The sequence below is a fragment of the Pantoea sp. CTOTU46764 genome (assembly GCF_031974595.1).
Classification (GTDB): domain Bacteria; phylum Pseudomonadota; class Gammaproteobacteria; order Enterobacterales; family Enterobacteriaceae; genus Pantoea; species Pantoea trifolii.
In genome coordinates this window covers 290-17707 of sequence record NZ_DALYOQ010000060.1, presented here as the reverse complement: position 1 = coordinate 17707, position 17418 = coordinate 290, and the positions used below count along the sequence as shown (strand labels likewise).

The window sequence follows — 17418 nt, the reverse complement described above, 5'->3', positions numbered from 1 at the left end:
ACGAAATCAACAACATTTCATATTGAGGGTGTGCAGATGAGTAAATTCGATAAAGAGTCTGACGCTGTAAATCCGGCCTTAACCCGCATGCTGACCGAAGGGTCGATGTCGCGCCGTGGCCTGATGAAGTTGTTGTCTGCCGGTGCCGTGATGAGCAGCGGTTTGATCGCTTTCCCGCAGATGAGTTTTGCGGCAACCACCCCAGTGAAAGGCGGCAAGCTGCGCGCCGCGATGTCTAACGCCTCCGCCACCGACACGCTCGATCCGGCCAAAGGCAACAACAGCGGTGATTACACCCGTCAATTCATGGTCTACAGCGGTCTGACCGAACTGGATAAAAGCCTCGCGGTGCAACCGGCGCTGGCGGAATCCATCGACTCCAGCGACGGCATCACCTGGCAGATCAAACTGCGCAAAGGCGTCACCTTCCACGACGGCAAACCGCTGACCGCCAAAGATGTCATCTACTCGCTGAGCCGCCACAAAGATCCGGCGGTAGCTTCCAATGCCTTCAAACTGGCCGATCAGTTCAAAACCTTCACCGCCGTGAACGACAATGAAGTGACGCTGGAGCTGGCGCAGGCCAACTTCGACGTGCCGTTTATGCTGGCCAGTGCGCCGTTCCTGATCGTGCAGGACGGCACCAAAGACTTCAGTAAAGGTATCGGCACCGGCCCGTTTAAGCTGAAAGAGTTCACGCCGGGCGTGCGTTCGGTTGGCGTGAAAAACCCCAACTACTTCAAGTCGGGCCTGCCGCATCTGGATGAAGTCGAGCTGCTGGGCGTCACCGATCAGGCGGCGCGCGTCAATGCGCTGATGTCAGGCGATCTGCACATCGTTTCCACCCTGAGCGCCGCCGACTGCAACCGTATCAAAGCCACCTCGGATTTCGGCGTGCTGGAGAGTAAATCCGGCATGTACACCAACCTGATTATTCGCACCGACGTGAAGCCGGGCAGCAACGAAGATTTCGTGCTGGCGATGAAGTACCTGCAGCCTCGCGACATTCTGGTGAAAACCGTGCTGCAAGGCTACGGCGATGTCAGTAACGATACGCCGGTACCGCCGTGGCATCCGCTGTATAACGCCGAGCTTAAACCGCGTCCGCTGGATGCCGAGAAAGCCAAATTCCACATTGAGAAAGCCGGCATGAAAGGCGCGACGGTGGAGATCATCACCACGCCAAACATTGAAGGCTCGGTGGAGGGCGGCCAGCTAATCCAGCAGGTTTCGCGCAGCACTGGTCTGAACATCAAAGTGCGTCGCGTGCCGTATGACGGTTACTGGTCAACGCACTGGACCAAAGATCCGGTCGGCTACGGCTCAATCAACCCGCGCCCGACGCTGGATATGCTGTTCTCGCAGTTCTATCTCTCCACCGCATCAAACAACGAATCGGGCTGGAAGAATGCACAGTTTGATCAGCTGGTGGTGGCGGCGCGCGGCGAGCGTGAACAGACCAAACGCAAGCAGATGTACGGTGACATGCAGAAGCTGATTTACGATCACTGCGGCACCATCATCCCAACCTTTATCAGCTCCACCGACGGTTACAGCAAGAAAGTGGGCGGCGTGGAAGCCTGGCCAAGCGGCATGATGATGGGTTATCGCTTCCATGAGTTCGCCTGGCTGAATGCTTAACGTAGGGTCGCCATTCATGGCGACCTTTTACCCTGTGCCTGTTAACTCTCTACAAGGAGATCGCCGATGAACCGATACATGTTGTTCCTGATTGCCCGGCGCGCAGGCGCAGGCATCCTGACCTTGCTTATCGTCTCGGCGGTGGTGTTTTTCATCACCAGCCTGCTGCCGGGTGACGCGGCGCAGATGATCCTCGGCCAGAACGCCACGCCGGAAACGGTGGCGGCGTTGCGCCAGCAGCTGGGACTCGATCAACCGTTGCTGGTGCGCTACTTCAGCTGGCTTACCGGCATGTTGCAGGGTGATTTTGGCACCTCGTTCGCCAGCCATCTGCCGGTGTTGCAGTTGGTGGAGCAGCGCATTCCCGCCACGCTGGAGTTAGCCGGCATCACCACGGTGATCTGCGTGCCGCTGGCGCTGATTATCGGCATTGTGGCGGCAATGAATCGCGGTTCGGCGCTGGATCGTTTTCTGGTGATCAGCACCATGGCAACCGTTGCGGTGCCGGAGTTTCTGGTGGCCACGGTGGCGGTGCTGATCTTCGCAGTAAAACTGCATTGGGTGTCGGCGATGTCGTTCGGCAGCCCGGACATGGACGTCATCAGCTACCTCAAAGCCTACGCGCTACCGGTGTTAACCCTGTGCTGCGTGCTGGTGGCGCAGATGGCGCGCATGACGCGCTCCGCCATCATCAACCAGCTCGACAGCCCGTATCTGGAGATGGCGCTGCTGAAAGGCGTTTCGCCGCTGCGTGCGGTGCTGCGTCACGCGCTGCCGAATGCGGTCGGGCCGATTGCGAACGCCATCTCGCTCAGCCTGTCGTATCTGTTCGGTGGCGTGATCATCATCGAATCCATCTTTAGCTATCCCGGTCTGGCGAGTGCGCTGGTGGATGCGGTGAGCAACCGCGATCTGCCGGTGGTGCAGCTGTGCGTCATGCTGTTCGCCGCCTGTTATCTGGTGCTGCTGCTGGCGGCCGATATCCTCACCATCGCCTTTAACCCGAAATGGAGAAGCTGATGAATACGTTACTGCTGCCTGTACGTCTGTTTCAGTCGCTGTCGCTTTCGGGCCGCATCGGACTGCTGATCTCGCTGTTTTGGCTGCTGATGGCGCTGTTTGGTCACCAACTGGCGCCGCATAACGTCGAAGACATTGGCGGCGGGCCGATGCTCGGTGGCATGACGTCTGCCAACCTACTCGGCACCGATTATCTGGGGCGCGATATCCTCAGCCGCATTCTCTACGGCGCGAAATTCTCCATTGGCCTGGCGCTCACCGCCGCGCTGTGCGCCAGCATCGTTGGCACCTTGCTGGCGCTGCTGGCGGCGGTTGCCGGGCGCTGGCTGGAAGAGGTGCTGGGACGCGTTAACGATGCGCTGCTGGTGCTGCCGGGCAAAGTGCTGTCGCTGATGATTGTCGCGGTGTTTGGTTCATCGCTGCCGATGCTGATCCTCACCGCCATCTTCACTTACTGGCCGGGCGCGTTCCGTATCGCCTTCGCCATGGCCAGCAGCTTGCGCAATATGGATTACGTGCGTGCCTCGCGTCTGCGCGGGGAAAGCCGCTGGTACGTGGCGATCCACGACATCCTGCCCAATATGGTGCACCCGATGCTCACTGACTTCGGCCTGCGCTTTGTCTATATCGTGCTGCTGTTGAGCGGCTTGAGTTTCCTTGGCCTCGGCGTGCAACCGCCTTATGCCGATTGGGGCACGCTGGTACGTGAAAACATTCAGGGCCTGTTTAACGGTTCGCCAGCGGTGCTGATGCCAGCAGTGGCTATCGCCAGCCTGACCATTGGCGCGAACCTGTTTATCGACAGTCTGCAGCAGATGCGTCCGTTGACGCTGGCGAAGGAGGGAGCATGAACGTGACGCCACATACCGCCATGCCGGTGATCTCGGTGGAGAACCTGCGCGTAACGGCGCAGACCGACAAAGGTGAAGAGATCGATCTGGTTTCCGATATTCGTTTCACGGTGCAGAAGGGCGAAGTGCTGGCGCTGATTGGTGAATCCGGCTCCGGAAAAACCACCATTGCGATGGCGCTGATGGGCTATGCGCGCCACGGCTGTCGCATCGCCGACGGTAATATTCACATGGCGGGCACCGATGTGCGCAGCCTGTCACCGGGCCAGTTGCGTGAGTTTCGCGGCAACAAAGTGGCGTACATCGCGCAGAGTGCGGCGGCATCGTTTAATCCCGGCATGCGCATTCTCGATCAGGTAATTGAGCCGGTGGTGATTCACGGCACCATGAAGCGCAAAGACGCCAGACAAAAGGCGATTGCGCTGTTCCGCGAACTGGCGCTGCCTAATCCCGACACCATCGGCGATCGCTTTCCGCATCAGGTTTCCGGCGGTCAGCTGCAACGTTTAATGACGGCGATGGCGCTGATTGGCGATCCGGATGTAGTGATCCTCGACGAACCGACCACCGCACTCGACGTGACGACGCAGGTGGAAGTGCTGAAAGCGTTTCGCCGCGTGGTGGCGCAGCGCGGCGTGACGGCGATCTACGTCAGCCACGATTTAGCGGTGGTGGCGCAGATGGCCGACCGAATTCTGGTGCTGCTGCGCGGCCAGATGGCCGAATACGGCACCACCGAACGGCTGATTGGCGCACCACAGGCTGATTACACCAAACTGCTGATGGATGCGGCGCGGCAAAAAGAGCGCCCAAGCAGCTGGACCTGCACCGATGCGGATATGCAGCCGCTGATGGAAGTGCGCGATCTCAGCGCCGGTTACGGTCCGCGCGACAGCAACGGCCAGCCGAAAATCCGTATTCTCGAAGACATCAATCTGAAGCTGTGGAAAGGCCAGGCGATTGGCATTATTGGCGAGTCCGGTTCGGGTAAAACCACGCTGGCGCACGCCATTGCCGGACTCAACGCGCCGAGCCACGGCCATATTCTGTTTAACGGCCACTACATTAACGGCGACATGCATAAGCGCCCGGACAATGAGCTGCGCCGCATTCAGTATGTGTTCCAGATGGCCGATACCGCGCTGAATCCGGCGCACAGCGTTGAGCAGATTCTGTCGCGTCCGCTGGTGCTGTTCCACGGATTAAAAGGTGCGACGCTCAAAGCGCGGCTGCATCAGTTGCTGGATCTGGTGAAGCTGCCGCGCACCGTGCTGTGGCGTCGTCCGTGGGCGCTGTCTGGCGGACAGAAGCAGCGTGTGAATCTGGCGCGCGCGCTGGCCGCCGAGCCAGATTTGATTCTGTGCGATGAAGTGACATCTGCATTGGATACCGTGGTGGCTGCGGCGGTGCTGGATTTGATCAGCGAACTGCGTCGCGAGCTGGGATTGTCAGTGCTGTTTATCAGCCACGATATGCACGCGGTGCGTGCGGTGTGCGACGATATCGTGGTGATGAAATCCGGCAAGATCGTTACGCAGATTGCCCGCGCCGATTACGATAAGCCGACCAGCGAACTCTATTTCGAACGCCTGAAACGCGCCGTGCCAGAGTTGCGGCAAGGTTGGCTGGACGAGCACGAAGAGGTGTTGAAGGCGGAGTAGGGCTGTGCTCGCTGTCCCCCTCCTCGGTCCTCCCCCATAAATGGGGGAGGAAGATGCTGCAAAATGTTAGTGATGAAGCTGCATGTGGCAGCATCTCCTTCCCCCATTTATGGGGGAAGGCCGGGATGGGGGACAGCCAGCACGATCTCAAGCCAGCGATAAAGAAACACAAAAAGGAACAACCATGAGCACACTACGCGCAATGACGCAAAACGACATCGAACACGGCTACGCCATCACCCAACAGCTCAAATGGCCGCACCGCCGGGAAGACTGGCAGCAGGCGCTGGCGCTGGGTGAAGGCGTGGTCGCTGAAGAAAACGGCGAATTCGTCGGCAGCGCCTTTGGCTGGCGCTGGGGCGAGCAGGCCGCAACCATCGGTTTGGTGGTGGTGAATCCGCAGTTTCAGGGACGCGGCACCGGCAAGCAATTAATGCTGGCGCTGCTGGAGAAATTCCCCGACTACAACATTCGCCTGCACGCCACTGAAATGGGGAAAGGGCTTTATCAGAAGCTCGGATTTGAGGTCACTGGCCACATCCAGCAGCATCAAACGCGCGAGCTGGCGGCGGTGCCAACCGTCACTATTCCAGCCGGTTTAACGCTGCGTAACGCACAAGCCGCAGACGCCGATCTGCTGATCGAACGCGATCATCAGGCGCACGGCATGTGGCGTCCGGCACTAATTCACAGCCTGATTACTGATTTCCAAACCGTGCTGCTGCAGGATGCCAAACAGCGCGTGCACGGTTTTGCCAGCCTGCGCCGCTTCGGTCACGGCTGGGCGATTGGTCCGGTGATCGCGCTGAATGTCGACATTGCGCAAACGTTGACTTCCGCCTTGATGCAAGGCCTGCGCGGCGAGTTCGTGCGTATTGATACCGATGGCGCGCTGCCGCTGGCGGCCTGGCTGGAAACTTTGGGCCTGGCGCAGGTCGATGCGCCGACCACCATGATTCGGGGAACGCCGTGGTCACCGCAACAAGGTGAGATGCAGGCGTTCGGGTTGATGACCCAGGCGATGGCCTGATGCATATCGTCTACAAATCAGAAGCCACGCGTGGCGCGCACTGGCAGCGCTGGCTGGCGCACCATGCGCCGGATATTCAGCTGCACATCTGGCCGGATATCGGCGATCCCGAGCAGGTTGAACTGCTGGTGGCGTGGCAGCCGCCGGAAAACCTGATGCGTACCTTTCCCAATCTCAAAGCGCTGTTATCGGTCGGCGCGGGCGCGGATCAGTTCGATCTCACGCAGCTACCGCCGGATTTGCCGGTGGTGCGCATGATCGAACCGGGCCTGACGCAAGGTATGGTCGAGTACGTCACTTTCGCGGTACTTGGCTTACATCGCGATATGCCGCGCTACTTTCAGCAGCAGCGCGCCGAGCAGTGGCAAACTCACCCAATTCGCACCGCCAGCCAGCGCCGTGTGGGCGTGATGGGCCTCGGCGAACTCGGCCAGGCTTGCTTAAAACAACTGGTGTCGCTGGGTTTTGATTGCGCTGGCTGGAGCCGCACGCCGCATGAAATCAGCGGCGTGCATTGCTGGCACGGCAGCGATCAGCTGGGCGATTTCCTCGCCCACTGCGACATTCTGGTGTGCCTGCTGCCGCTCACCGACAGCACGCGCGGCTTGCTCAATAAGCAGCTGTTCGCGCAATTGCCCGACGGCGCAGCGCTGGTGCAGGTGGGACGCGGTCCGCAGCTCAACGAAGCGGATTTACTGGCTGCGCTGGCAAGCGGCAAACTCAGCGCGGCGGTGATTGATGTTACCGATCCCGAGCCGCTGCCCGCTGGACATCCGTTCTGGCAGCATCCGGCCATTTGGCTCACGCCGCACATCGCCAGCGCAACACAAACCGACAGCGCCGTAGCCGCGCTGCTCGACAATCTGCGCCGCTACCAGCGTGGCGAACCGATGGTCGGCCTGATCGATCGCAACCGGGGATACTGAGATGCAACTGGAACAATTAGTCGCGCTGCGACGGGATCTGCACGCCCATCCCGAGCTGGGTTATCAGGAGCAGCGCACCAGCGATATCGTGGCGCAGCTGTTAAATGAGCACGGTATTGAGGTGCATCGCGGCCTCGGTAAAACCGGCGTGGTTGGCGTGCTGAAACGCGGCAACGGCACGCGCATGATTGGCCTGCGCGCCGATATGGATGCGCTGCCGATGCAGGATAACGGCAGCCAGCCGTGGAAAAGCGTGCACGATAATGTGTGCCACGCCTGCGGCCATGATGGTCACACCGTGATGCTGCTGGGTGCGGCAATTGAACTGGCCGAGCAGGGTGATTTCAACGGCACGCTGGTGTTTATCTTCCAGCCTGCCGAAGAGGGATTGGCGGGTGCGAAAGCGATGATCGATGACGGCCTGTTCCAGCAGTTTCCCTGCGATGCGGTGTTTGCGCTGCACAACTGGCCGGAGCTGCCGCTCGGCGACGTGCAGACGCGGGCCGGCGCAATCATGGCGGCAGCGGATCGCTTCGACATCACCGTCAAAGGCGGTGGCGGGCATGCCGCGCAGCCGCATCTGACGCGCGATACGTTGCTGGCCACCAGCGAACTGGTGGTGCAGCTCAACACGCTGGTGGCGCGCGCGCTCGATCCCTGCGAGCCAGGTTTGCTCAGCGTGACGCGCATGCAGGGCGGCTTCTCGCACAACATGATCCCGGCAGAAGCCAGCATCACCGGCACGGTGCGCACCTTCAGCCCGGCGGCGCAGGACATCATCGAAAATCGCCTGCGGGAAATGGCGCTGCACGTCACCGCCGCACACGGCTTGCAGGCGGACGTGAACTATCTGCGTTATTACCCGGCCACGGTGAATAACGCGGCGATGGCGCAGCTGGCGTTAGACGCGCTGGATCAGGCCGGTATTCACGCACAACAGGCCAAACAGCCGGCGCTCACCTCCGAAGATTTCGCCTTTATGTTGCAGGCGCGTCCCGGCGCCTATCTGTGGATTGGCTCTGCGCCGAGCCAGCCGCTGCATCACTCGGCCTACGACTTCAACGATCAGCTGATTCCGCACGGCATCCAGACGCTGACGGCGCTGGCACGGCATGCGCTGGGTGCAGAATTTCCCTGCTGATTGGCGGTGGATTTTGACAGGAAATGCCGCTGCCCGCTGGATTACGGCAGCGTGAGAAACCAACAGGTTGCGATACTTGAGCCATCCGAACGTTACGTGGAAAGGGGTTTTAAAAATGCAGAATGTCATGGCGGAGCAGCAAACATATTCCGATAACAGCCTGTTACTGGACGCGCGTGAGCAGCATGTGCCACGTGGCGTCATCACTGCGCATCAGTTGGTGATCGAGCGAGCGAAAGGCAGCGAAGTGTGGGACGTGGAAGGCAATCGCTATCTCGATTTTGTCGGCGGCATCGGCGTGCTCAACGTTGGTCATAATCATCCGGCGGTGGTCAACGCGGTCACTAAACAACTCGGTTTGGTGTCGCACGCCTGTTTCCAGGTGGTGGCGTATCCGGGCTACATTGAGCTGGCGAAGCGCCTCAATGCGTTGGTCGGCAACGGTGAAGATTTCAAAAGCGTGTTCTTCACCAGCGGCGCGGAAGCGGTAGAAAATGCCGTGAAAATTGCGCGCGCCCACACCAAACGCAGCGGCATTATCGCTTTCGACGGCGCGTTTCATGGCCGCACATTGCTCGGCACCACGCTGACCGGCATGTCCGCGCCTTACAAACAGAACTTCGGCCCGTTCCCATCCGATATCTACCGTTTGCCGTTCCCGAATGCCTTTCACGGCGTCAGCGATGACGATTGCTTAAAAGCGCTGGATCAGCTGTTCGCGGTGCAGATTGCGCCAGAACGCGTGGCGGCGATCATCATCGAACCGGTGCAGGGCGATGGCGGCTTCCTGCAGGCTGGCGCTCACTTTATGCAGGCGCTGCGCCGCATCACCGAGAAGCACGGCATTGTGCTGATTCTCGATGAAGTGCAGACCGGCTTTGGTCGTACTGGCAAGATGTTCGCTTTCCAGCATCTCGGCATCACGCCGGATCTGGTAACGGTGGCGAAAAGCATCGGCGGCGGTTTGCCGATCTCAGGCGTGGTCGGTAAAGCGGCGATCATGGATGCGCCACAGCCGGGCGGTTTAGGCGGTACTTACGGCGGCAACGCGTTGGCCTGTGCGGCGGCGCTGGCGGTGCTGGATCTGCTGGAGAACGACAATCTGCTGGCGCGATCCAATCAGCTCGGCGAGCTGCTCAACGCGCGCCTGCAACAGCTGGCCGAGAAGTATGCTTGCATCGGCGATGTGCGCGGCATTGGCTTTATGCAGGCGGTTGAGATCGTGGATTTCGAGACCAAAAAGCCGGATGCGGCGATGACGCAGAAAATCCTCGACTGCGCCTGTCAGGAAGGTTTGCTGCTGATTAAATGCGGTATTCATCGCAACACCGTGCGCTTCCTCGCGCCGCTGGTCACCACCGATTCGCAACTGGAAGAAGCGCTGCATATCTTTGATATCGCGCTGGCGCGTGCCAGTGGTCGACTGGGTTAAAAAGCGCTTCCTCATTGAAATTATTGCAGTAATTTGAAAACCTCCCGCTGGTATAACCAGTTAACGAGATAGCACATTTACCTTAAAGCGTGTTATATCTTCGGGAGGTTAAACCTAATCGGTTGGCAATGAGGGGTGCTATGAACGGCTTAATGAAACTCGACCGCATCGACATCAATATTCTGGTGCAACTCCAGAAAGATGGCCGTATCAGCAACGTCAATCTCGCCGATGCCGTTGGGCTTTCGCCCAGTCCGTGCCTGCAACGCGTCAAGCGTCTGGAGCAAGCCGGATTTATCAACGGTTACGAAGCCCACATCAATCTCACCAAAATCACCGATTCCGTGACGGTATTTACCGAAGTCACGCTCTCTGGCCATCGCCGCGAAGATTTTATGAAATTCGAAAACGCGGTGCGTGAGGTGGATGAATTAATGGAATGCCATTTAATTACCGGCGGCTACGACTATTTGCTGCGCTTTATTACCCGCAGCATTGAACATTACCAGGAAGTGATTGAAAAGATGCTGGATGCGCAGATTGGCATCGATAAATATTTCAGCTATATCGTGATTAAATCACCGATTATGAAAAGCAGCGTGCCGTTGCGATCGCTGATTTCGAAACAGAATTCGGTGGAGTTTGGTTGAGTTATTTATGTTTGTGGAATAAAGGTCGCCATAAATGGCGACCCTACGAATGCGAGGTTCTGTCGGGGCGCCATTTATGGCGACCTGGACTAAAGCAGCTCATTAGCGTAACTAACCGCACCTTGCGCAGCAGCAAAATAATTGTGCGATGCCACGTTATAAATAAGTCACCATCCATTCCACGCGAATAATCGTGCCGCGACAAAACTCTTTTTTGCAATATAAAAGCCATCGCGCTATCAGCGATGGCTTTTATTTAATCGTTTTTATCGATTAACTCATGCCTGTTAAACCAGCTCTGTTTTCACCCCTTGCTGCACCAGCAATTCCGCATCGTCGTGACGATAAACCTGATATTCCACGCCCGCCACGGTCACCGTGCCTTCCTGATGCTGCCATTCGCTTAAATTGCTGCCTGCAGGCAGAATATCTTTCAGCTGCACCACGTCGCCTGCGTTGCCTTTCACCATCAGCTGCGTTTTACCGTCTTCAATAAACAGCTCTTTTTCGCCGTGCTGGAGCAGGGCGTTGAGATCCAGCTTCAGGATGTTGTTGCCGGCTCCGGTGATATCGAAGATCTCAATGGAGTCGATTTTGCTGCGCAATGCGTTGAGATCCAACAGCTGATCTTTACCGGTAATTTCTAATGTGTCGATTCTGGCTTCGCTTCCAAATGCTTCAGATTGCGCAAATTCCTCAATGCCAGAGAAAGAATGCAGGTCGTTCTCTTCAGAGGCTATTGAAAAATTGCCGATACTGCTGGCTCTTGATTCCCAGCTAAAGTTATCAAATAAGATGGGAGGGTTGGCAGCATTGGGGCCTGCATTATTATTCCATATTGATACTTCGCTAAGAAGTCCAGGGCTAACCTTTGTTAAGTCAATAAGGTCTCCGAGGCTGATGTGATTAATACCTGGTTTCATTATTTTCTCATATGTTTTTACTCCACCCAGGCCAGACTGAGGGGTTAGCTTTATACAGATCGGAATATACTGTAAGTCGGGGTTATAAATATCAAAGCTAAAGTTTGTCGCGAGATGTGCATAAGCATCTTTAGAGTCAAAATAAAATCTAATTAGTTGTGCATTAGGAAGATGAAGTGATTGCGTACCTAATGAAGGTTCACCAATTAATTTTGTAGAAACTAACGATGCATCACCCTTTGTTATTAAATTAAAAGTCCAAAGTTTGACCCCATTTCCAAACTCATAAAATAATCGATTGTCCAAAGTGGTTGGGACACCGGCTGGTGGGTTATCAAAATCAATCATATAAGAAAACTCTGACGACGTCTTAATATTCAAATCAAAGGCATCACCAAACCCGGAATTCTTCGATTTACTGACTTTGAACGTCCAATCGCCCAATGCAAGCTCAGTGGAGGGCGTCCACTCCCAGTTGCCGCTCGAATCCGCTTGCACGCTGAAAATCTGTGTATCCGTCCCCTTTTTCGCCTGCAGATAAACCAGGCTGATGGCGGCGGCGGTACCGTGCAGGGTCGGGGTGGTGTCATCGGTGGTATCACCACTGTGCAGATCATCCTGCTGGCTGCCGACGTTATCCTCAGCAAACGCAATTTCCGGGCTGCGGTCGGAGGTGGTATCGATGTGCAAAACCATGTTGTTCCAGCCGCTCTGACCGGCTTTCTGAACCCCGAAGGTCCACTGGCCGTTCTCCAGCGCCGATGGCGTCCAGCTCCAGTTCCCCTTGTTGTCGGCGGTCAGCTTAATGGTGATCCAGCTTCCTTTGCCCAGACGATAGCGCAGGCTGAAATCACTGTTGGCCGCAGCGGTGCCGTGCAGGGTTGGCGTGGCGTCGTCGGTGGTGTCGCCATTGAAGAGATCGTCGCGCAGGCTGCCGACGTTATCGCTGGCGTATTCAATAAGCGGAGTGCGGTCAGAAGTGGTATCGATGATGAGTGATAACGCATTCCAGCCGCTCTGGCCGGCTTTCTGCACTTCAAAGTTCCAGCTGCCGTTGGCCAGCGCGGGTGGCGTCCAGCTCCAGTCGCCTGCGCTGTCGGCATCAACCTGAACCGAGGTGTAGCTGCCGGTTCCGCTGCGGTAGCGCAGGGTCAGGGTGCTGTTGGCTTCCGCGCGGCCATGCAGGGTTGGCGTGGTGTCATCGGTGGTGTCGCCGTTAGCCAGGTTAACCGGCGTGCCGACGTTATCGTAAGCGTGGGTGATTATCGGGTCAAAGCCGCCGCTGCCGCTAATGCTCAGCGAGAAGGTGTCTGACCAGTTCGTGCTGCCCTGCGGCTGCACCTCAAAGTTCCAGCTGCCGGTCGGCAAACCGGAAGCCGGCGTCCACGTCCAGCGACCGCTGCTGTCGACATCGACAACCACGGAGCTGTTTGACAGGCCCGGCTGGCCGTATCGAATCACCACTTTGCCGTTGGCTTCGCCGCGACCGCTGAAGGTTGGGGTGGCGTCATCGGTGATGGCGCGGTGACTGAGCGGACCCTGCCAGCTACCCACATTATCCTCTACCGATTCAATGCGGGTTTTCCTCTGGATGTCAGCAGCATTGGCGATGTCGAGGGTGAACAGCGCGCTGGCGGTGTTGCCGATGCTGGCCTGGAACTCGTACTGACCGGTGGCCAGTGCGCTGTCTGGCGTCCAGCTCCAGCTTTCGCCGTTCAGGTTGGCGGTGGCGCTGCCCAGCCAGGTGTTGCTGCCAACAAGGCGATAGTAGACGATAACGCTGCTGCCAGCCGATGCGGTACCGCGCAGTTCCGGAAGGGTGTCATCAGTCAGCGCGCCGTTGTTCAGGGGGCCGGTGGCGCTTCCGACGTCATCGATAGCATGGGTAATGGTGATGGTATCTGGCGGCAGGGGGCTGTCATTGTGCACAATAATGCTGAAAGGCGCAGAAGGGGAACCTTCGCGGGTCACGCCGCCAAAGACTTCCTGGGCGACAAGGCGCAGCTCATTGCTGCCTTCGTCAAGATCCTGAGAAGGTTCCATCTTCCATACGCCGGTGGTTTTATCCGCGATCGCGCTGCCGATTTTTTTACCCTGGTCATTGATGAGGAAAACCGTGGTGCCTTTCTGCGCTACGCCGGTCAGCTCCGGGCGCTTGTCATCGGTGGTTTCACCGGGCTCAAAGCCGCGCTTGTCTGCACCGAAGTCATCGTACAGTTTGATTAACAGTGGGGCTTCCGGCGGAAGGGTATCGACAATGATCACGCCCTGCGTCGGGTGCGAGAGGTTGCCAGCCTCATCAAACTGGCGTATGGAAAAGCTGTAATTGCCGTCTTCATACGCTGTGTCACTTTTCCAGCGCCAGAAGCCATTCTCATCAACCGGGATGAAAAAGCGTTCTTCACCAATAACCAGTTCGATGGTACCGAATTCTTGTAGAGGTTTAGTGTTGCCCATGACCAGGTCGCCGCTGGCTCGTTGGTAATAATGAGTTTCATCATGTTTGAATAAATCGATCATAAGAATTTTCCATCAAGTTTTTAAAAGTGTTGTGAGCCGACGGACTTATGCGATCGCGTGGCGGCGAGCATGTTAGTGCAGCGTATAACAGGCCCGAATCAAGACACGTCTGCAAAGCCGGAACCCTCTCGTGTGTATCAGCCACGTTTACTCGGCGACCGACCGCCACAGCATAAAATTTCTTCTCATCGCCAAATTCACCGTATCTTGCGGATAAACACCCGCGCTTCAGCCAGTAAACTCAGCGCGTCGCTTTTACACTGTTTTCAACCGTTACAAGGAGTTGTTATGAGCACACTCACCATTCCTGATCAGACCTGGCAACGCGATGCCTTCACGCTCTCCACCCAACGCGCCAGGCTGGATTTTGATTACATCCACCAACAGCTGACGGAAAAATCGTACTGGGCGAAAGACCAGCCGCGTGCCAAAACCGAGCGCGCCTTTGCTGGTTCATTGCCGTTCGGGCTGTATCACCAGGATCAGCAGATTGGCTTTGCAAGATTGGTAACCGATTACACCCGTTTCGGCTGGCTGTGTGACGTGATGATTGATGAAAACTGGCGCGGTCACGGATTGGGAAGCTGGCTGGCGAGCTGTGTGCGTACGCATCCGGAACTGGCCACAGTGCACCGCTGGATGCTCTCGACCAATGATGCGCATCAGCTGTACCAACGCCTCGGCTGGCGCGTGGTGCAGGATCCGCAAAAACTGATGGAATTTCCTCCCTCCTGACACTGGAGTTTTCACATGGGTTACCGCGTTGGCGTCGATATTGGCGGGTCGTTTACCGATTTCGCCGTGCTGGATGAACACACCAATCAGATTCACACGTTGAAAGTGCTGTCACGGCCGGATCAGCCCGGCAGTGAAATCCTCACTGGATTAACCCAGCTGCAGCAGCGCGATGGCCTTGATCCAAAACAGATTGACTACTTCACGCACGGCACCACCGTTGGTATCAATGCGGTGATCCAACGGCGCGGCGTAAAGCTGGCGCTGTTCGCCACTGAAGGTTTTTGCGATGTGCTGGAGCTGGCGCGCCTGAAGATCCCGCACATTCATGACTTGTTTTCGCGCCGCCCGGCACCGCTGATTTCGCGCGATCGGGTGTTTGCCATCAAAGAGCGCACCGATCGCCACGGCAACGTATTGACCGAGGTCGATCGGCAAAGCGTGCTGAAGGCGATCAACGCCGCGCGCGCCGCCGGTTGTCAGGGGATTGTGGTATCGCTGCTGCACAGCTATCGCAACCGCCACAACGAAGCGGCGGTGAAAGCCATCATTAATCAACACGCGCCCGACTTGCTCACTTCCTGTTCCGCCGATATCTGGCCGATCATTCGTGAATACGAACGCACCATTACTGCCACCATCAACGCCTACGTGCAGCCGATGGTGATCAACTACCTCGAATCGTTTGAGCGCGCGCTAAAAACCATGGGCGTTAAACCGCCACCACGCATCACCAAATCCAACGGCGGCGTGATGGGCGTCGAGCAGGCGAAAAGTGAATGCGTGCAGATGGTGCTGTCCGGCACCGCATCGGGCGTGATCGGTGCCAGCTTCCTCGCCAGCGCTTGTGGCTTCGACAAAATCCTTAGCCTTGATATTGGCGGCACCAGCGCCGACGTGGCGGTGATCGTTGAAGGCCAGGTCGCGCAGGGTAACGGCGAAATCATCGGTGATTTCCCGATCTACATTCCGTCGGTGGCGGTGACGTCCGTTGGGCAGGGCGGCGGTTCGCTGGCGTGGATCGATAATCAAGGCGTGCTGCAAATGGGGCCGGACAGCGCCGGATCGCTGCCAGGTCCGGTGTGCTTCCAGCGCGGCGGCACGCAGCCAACCGCCACTGATGCCTTTGCCGCCTGCGGCATGATTGGTCACGGCGATCTCGGCTACAACGCGGTGCAAGTGGATGTCGCCGCCGCGCGCGCCGCGTGGCAGCCGCTGGCGGATAAGCTCGGCATCAGCATTGAAGAGACCGCCGAAACCGCCATCGAGCTGGCGATCTCCAGCATGTATGGCGACACCAGCGGTTTGCTGTCGCGCTTCGGCCTCGATCCGCGTGAATTCTGGTTCCTCGCCTTTGGCGGCGCAGGTCCGATGATGGGCTGCTTCCTGGCGCGCGAGCTGAACATGAAAGGTGTGATTGTGCCGCCGACGCCAGGCGTATTGTCCGCGCTCGGCGGTTTAGTGGCGGATATCCGTAACGACTTTATCCGCACGCTGTATAGCGATCTCGATGCTTCATTGGCGGATCGTATGGCGACCGAAGCCGAGGCGCTGAGCCTGCGCGCGCGCAGCTGGCTCAGCAGCCAGCACGGCGCAAATATGCCGTTCACGCTGCATTACAGCGCTGACATGCGCTATCGCGGCCAGTCATTTGAAATTGAAGTGGCGCTGGAGCCGCACTGGCTGGCGCAGGCCGATGTCGCGGCGTTGCATAACGCGTTTGATCGCCAGCATCAGCAGCTGTTTGGTCACTTTGATGCCGACGCGCCGGTGCAAATCATCAACTTGCGCTTAGTGATCGCCTCGCCCACGCCGAAACCGACGCTCAATCAGCTGGCCGCCGCCGACGCACCGGTTGAGGTGGCGCAGCAGGTTAGCGCGTGGATCGATGGCGCGGCGCATCAGGTGGATGTGGTGTTGCGCGCCACGTTGCGCGCCGGACATCAGCTGATCGGCCCGGTGATTGTGGCGCAGGACGACTGCACCACCTGCGTGCCGCCCAACATGAAAGTGGATGTGGATAGCTTTGGCAACCTGCTGATCACGCCAGTGGAGGCGAACTAACATGGCGATTGACGGACGTAACCTGCAAATTCTGGCCAACTACTGCGCGGCCGCCGCCGATGCGATGGCCTTCACCTTGATGCGCACCGCGCACTCCACTTTCGTCAAAGAGACGGAAGATTTCTCCTGCCAGATTGTCAGCCGCGACGGCCTGGCGTTTGCTTCACCGCGCAGCTTCGGCGCACCCTGGTACAGCGGAATTGATTACGGCCCGGTTTTGGCATTGATCGACAGCTACGAAGAAGGCGATATCTGCATCACCAACGATTCCTACGCCGGTAACGTCGCCACGCACTCCCCGGATATCCATATCTGGAAACCGGTGTTTCATAGCGGCGAAATTGTCTGCTTTGTGGTGGGGCACATCCACAACACCGACGTCGGCGGCGCAGTGCCCGCGTCTTTATCGCGCTCACTCACCGATATCGTGCAGGAAGGGATTCGCATTCCGCCGCTGAAAATTGTGCGCAACGGCGAACTGAATGAGGAAGTGGCGCGCATCATGCGCCTCAACGTGCGTGCGCCGGAGCAGAACTGGGGCGACTTCAAAGCGCAGATCGCCTCGGTTAACGTCGGTGAACGTAAGATCCACGACATCATTGCGCGCTTTGGCGTCACCGATTTTCTGCAAGGCATTGAAGGCATTCTCGATTACGCCGAGGCGCAGGCGCGTAGCATCATCAACACCATTCCGGATGGTGAATACTTCTACGCCGATTTTGCCGACGAAGATGGTGAAGGCGGCTTCCCGTGTCGCGTGGCGATCACCTTGCGCGTCAGCGGCGACACGCTGGAACTCGATTATACCGGCAGCGATCCGCAGC

Annotated in this window: 13 protein-coding genes; 12 read left to right on the top strand and 1 reads right to left on the bottom strand. The window is 57.8% G+C overall.

Annotation, left to right across the window (positions count from 1 at the left end):
- Positions 1–36: 36 nt before the first annotated feature.
- The 9 genes from RTM06_RS17305 (at position 37) to RTM06_RS17265 (ending at position 10352) form a co-directional block, all read left to right on the top strand.
- On the top strand, positions 37–1641 hold the full coding sequence (locus RTM06_RS17305) for an ABC transporter substrate-binding protein (protein ID WP_312183829.1): 1605 nt from the start codon (positions 37–39) through the stop codon (positions 1639–1641).
- A 66-nt stretch (positions 1642–1707) separates the two neighbouring features.
- Positions 1708–2661, top strand: coding sequence for an ABC transporter permease (locus RTM06_RS17300; RefSeq protein ID WP_256696797.1), 954 nt, complete (start codon positions 1708–1710; stop codon positions 2659–2661).
- Positions 2661–3512, top strand: a complete 852-nt coding sequence (locus tag RTM06_RS17295; protein WP_293793139.1) for an ABC transporter permease — start codon at positions 2661–2663, stop codon at positions 3510–3512. Before RTM06_RS17300 ends, RTM06_RS17295 begins: the two co-directional genes overlap by 1 nt.
- Positions 3509–5173 (top strand): ABC transporter ATP-binding protein, encoded by a 1665-nt coding sequence (locus RTM06_RS17290; protein ID WP_312183827.1) that lies wholly within the window; start codon positions 3509–3511, stop codon positions 5171–5173. Before RTM06_RS17295 ends, RTM06_RS17290 begins: the two co-directional genes overlap by 4 nt.
- A 184-nt stretch (positions 5174–5357) precedes the next feature.
- Positions 5358–6203, top strand: a complete 846-nt coding sequence (locus RTM06_RS17285; RefSeq protein ID WP_312183825.1) for a GNAT family N-acetyltransferase — start codon at positions 5358–5360, stop codon at positions 6201–6203.
- Positions 6203–7129: a glyoxylate/hydroxypyruvate reductase A gene (locus RTM06_RS17280; protein ID WP_312183823.1), complete on the top strand. Its 927-nt coding sequence runs from the start codon at positions 6203–6205 to the stop codon at positions 7127–7129. The genes RTM06_RS17285 and RTM06_RS17280 overlap by 1 nt, the downstream gene beginning before the upstream one ends.
- 7 nt (positions 7130–7136) lie before the next feature.
- On the top strand, positions 7137–8270 hold the full coding sequence (locus RTM06_RS17275) for a M20 aminoacylase family protein (protein WP_312183842.1): 1134 nt from the start codon (positions 7137–7139) through the stop codon (positions 8268–8270).
- Between the two features lie 115 nt (positions 8271–8385).
- Entirely contained in the window at positions 8386–9702 is a 1317-nt protein-coding gene (gene gabT / locus RTM06_RS17270; protein WP_312183821.1) for a 4-aminobutyrate--2-oxoglutarate transaminase, read from the top strand.
- 140 nt (positions 9703–9842) lie between these two features.
- Positions 9843–10352, top strand: a complete 510-nt coding sequence (locus RTM06_RS17265; RefSeq protein ID WP_008109584.1) for an Lrp/AsnC family transcriptional regulator — start codon at positions 9843–9845, stop codon at positions 10350–10352.
- A gap of 287 nt (positions 10353–10639) precedes the next feature.
- On the opposite strand, the gene RTM06_RS17260 is transcribed toward RTM06_RS17265, so the two are convergent.
- Entirely contained in the window at positions 10640–13795 is a 3156-nt protein-coding gene (locus RTM06_RS17260; protein WP_312183818.1) for an Ig-like domain-containing protein, read from the bottom strand.
- Positions 13796–14083: 288 nt separating this feature from the next.
- On the opposite strand from RTM06_RS17260, the gene RTM06_RS17255 reads away from it, so the two are divergent.
- From RTM06_RS17255 to RTM06_RS17245, 3 genes are all read left to right on the top strand, one after another.
- On the top strand, positions 14084–14530 hold the full coding sequence (locus RTM06_RS17255) for a GNAT family N-acetyltransferase (RefSeq protein WP_312183816.1): 447 nt from the start codon (positions 14084–14086) through the stop codon (positions 14528–14530).
- A 15-nt stretch (positions 14531–14545) separates the two neighbouring features.
- On the top strand, positions 14546–16594 hold the full coding sequence (locus RTM06_RS17250) for a hydantoinase/oxoprolinase family protein (RefSeq protein ID WP_312183814.1): 2049 nt from the start codon (positions 14546–14548) through the stop codon (positions 16592–16594).
- A 1-nt stretch (position 16595) separates the two neighbouring features.
- Positions 16596–17418: hydantoinase B/oxoprolinase family protein (locus tag RTM06_RS17245; RefSeq protein ID WP_312183812.1), on the top strand; the 823-nt coding region annotated here is incomplete at its 3' end.

Excerpts from the sequence above, each read along its gene's own strand:
- RTM06_RS17255 (WP_312183816.1), top strand. The coding sequence starts at position 14,084 with ATGAGCACACTCACCATTCCTGATCAGACCTGGCAACGCGATGCCTTC.
- RTM06_RS17260 (WP_312183818.1), bottom strand. The coding sequence starts at position 13,795 with ATGATCGATTTATTCAAACATGATGAAACTCATTATTACCAACGAGCC.
- RTM06_RS17285 (WP_312183825.1), top strand. The coding sequence starts at position 5,358 with ATGAGCACACTACGCGCAATGACGCAAAACGACATCGAACACGGCTAC.
- RTM06_RS17290 (WP_312183827.1), top strand. The coding sequence starts at position 3,509 with ATGAACGTGACGCCACATACCGCCATGCCGGTGATCTCGGTGGAGAAC.
- RTM06_RS17265 (WP_008109584.1), top strand. The coding sequence starts at position 9,843 with ATGAACGGCTTAATGAAACTCGACCGCATCGACATCAATATTCTGGTG.
- RTM06_RS17305 (WP_312183829.1), top strand. The coding sequence starts at position 37 with ATGAGTAAATTCGATAAAGAGTCTGACGCTGTAAATCCGGCCTTAACC.
- RTM06_RS17300 (WP_256696797.1), top strand. The coding sequence starts at position 1,708 with ATGAACCGATACATGTTGTTCCTGATTGCCCGGCGCGCAGGCGCAGGC.
- RTM06_RS17250 (WP_312183814.1), top strand. The coding sequence starts at position 14,546 with ATGGGTTACCGCGTTGGCGTCGATATTGGCGGGTCGTTTACCGATTTC.
- RTM06_RS17295 (WP_293793139.1), top strand. The coding sequence starts at position 2,661 with ATGAATACGTTACTGCTGCCTGTACGTCTGTTTCAGTCGCTGTCGCTT.
- RTM06_RS17280 (WP_312183823.1), top strand. The coding sequence starts at position 6,203 with ATGCATATCGTCTACAAATCAGAAGCCACGCGTGGCGCGCACTGGCAG.
- gabT (WP_312183821.1), top strand. The coding sequence starts at position 8,386 with ATGCAGAATGTCATGGCGGAGCAGCAAACATATTCCGATAACAGCCTG.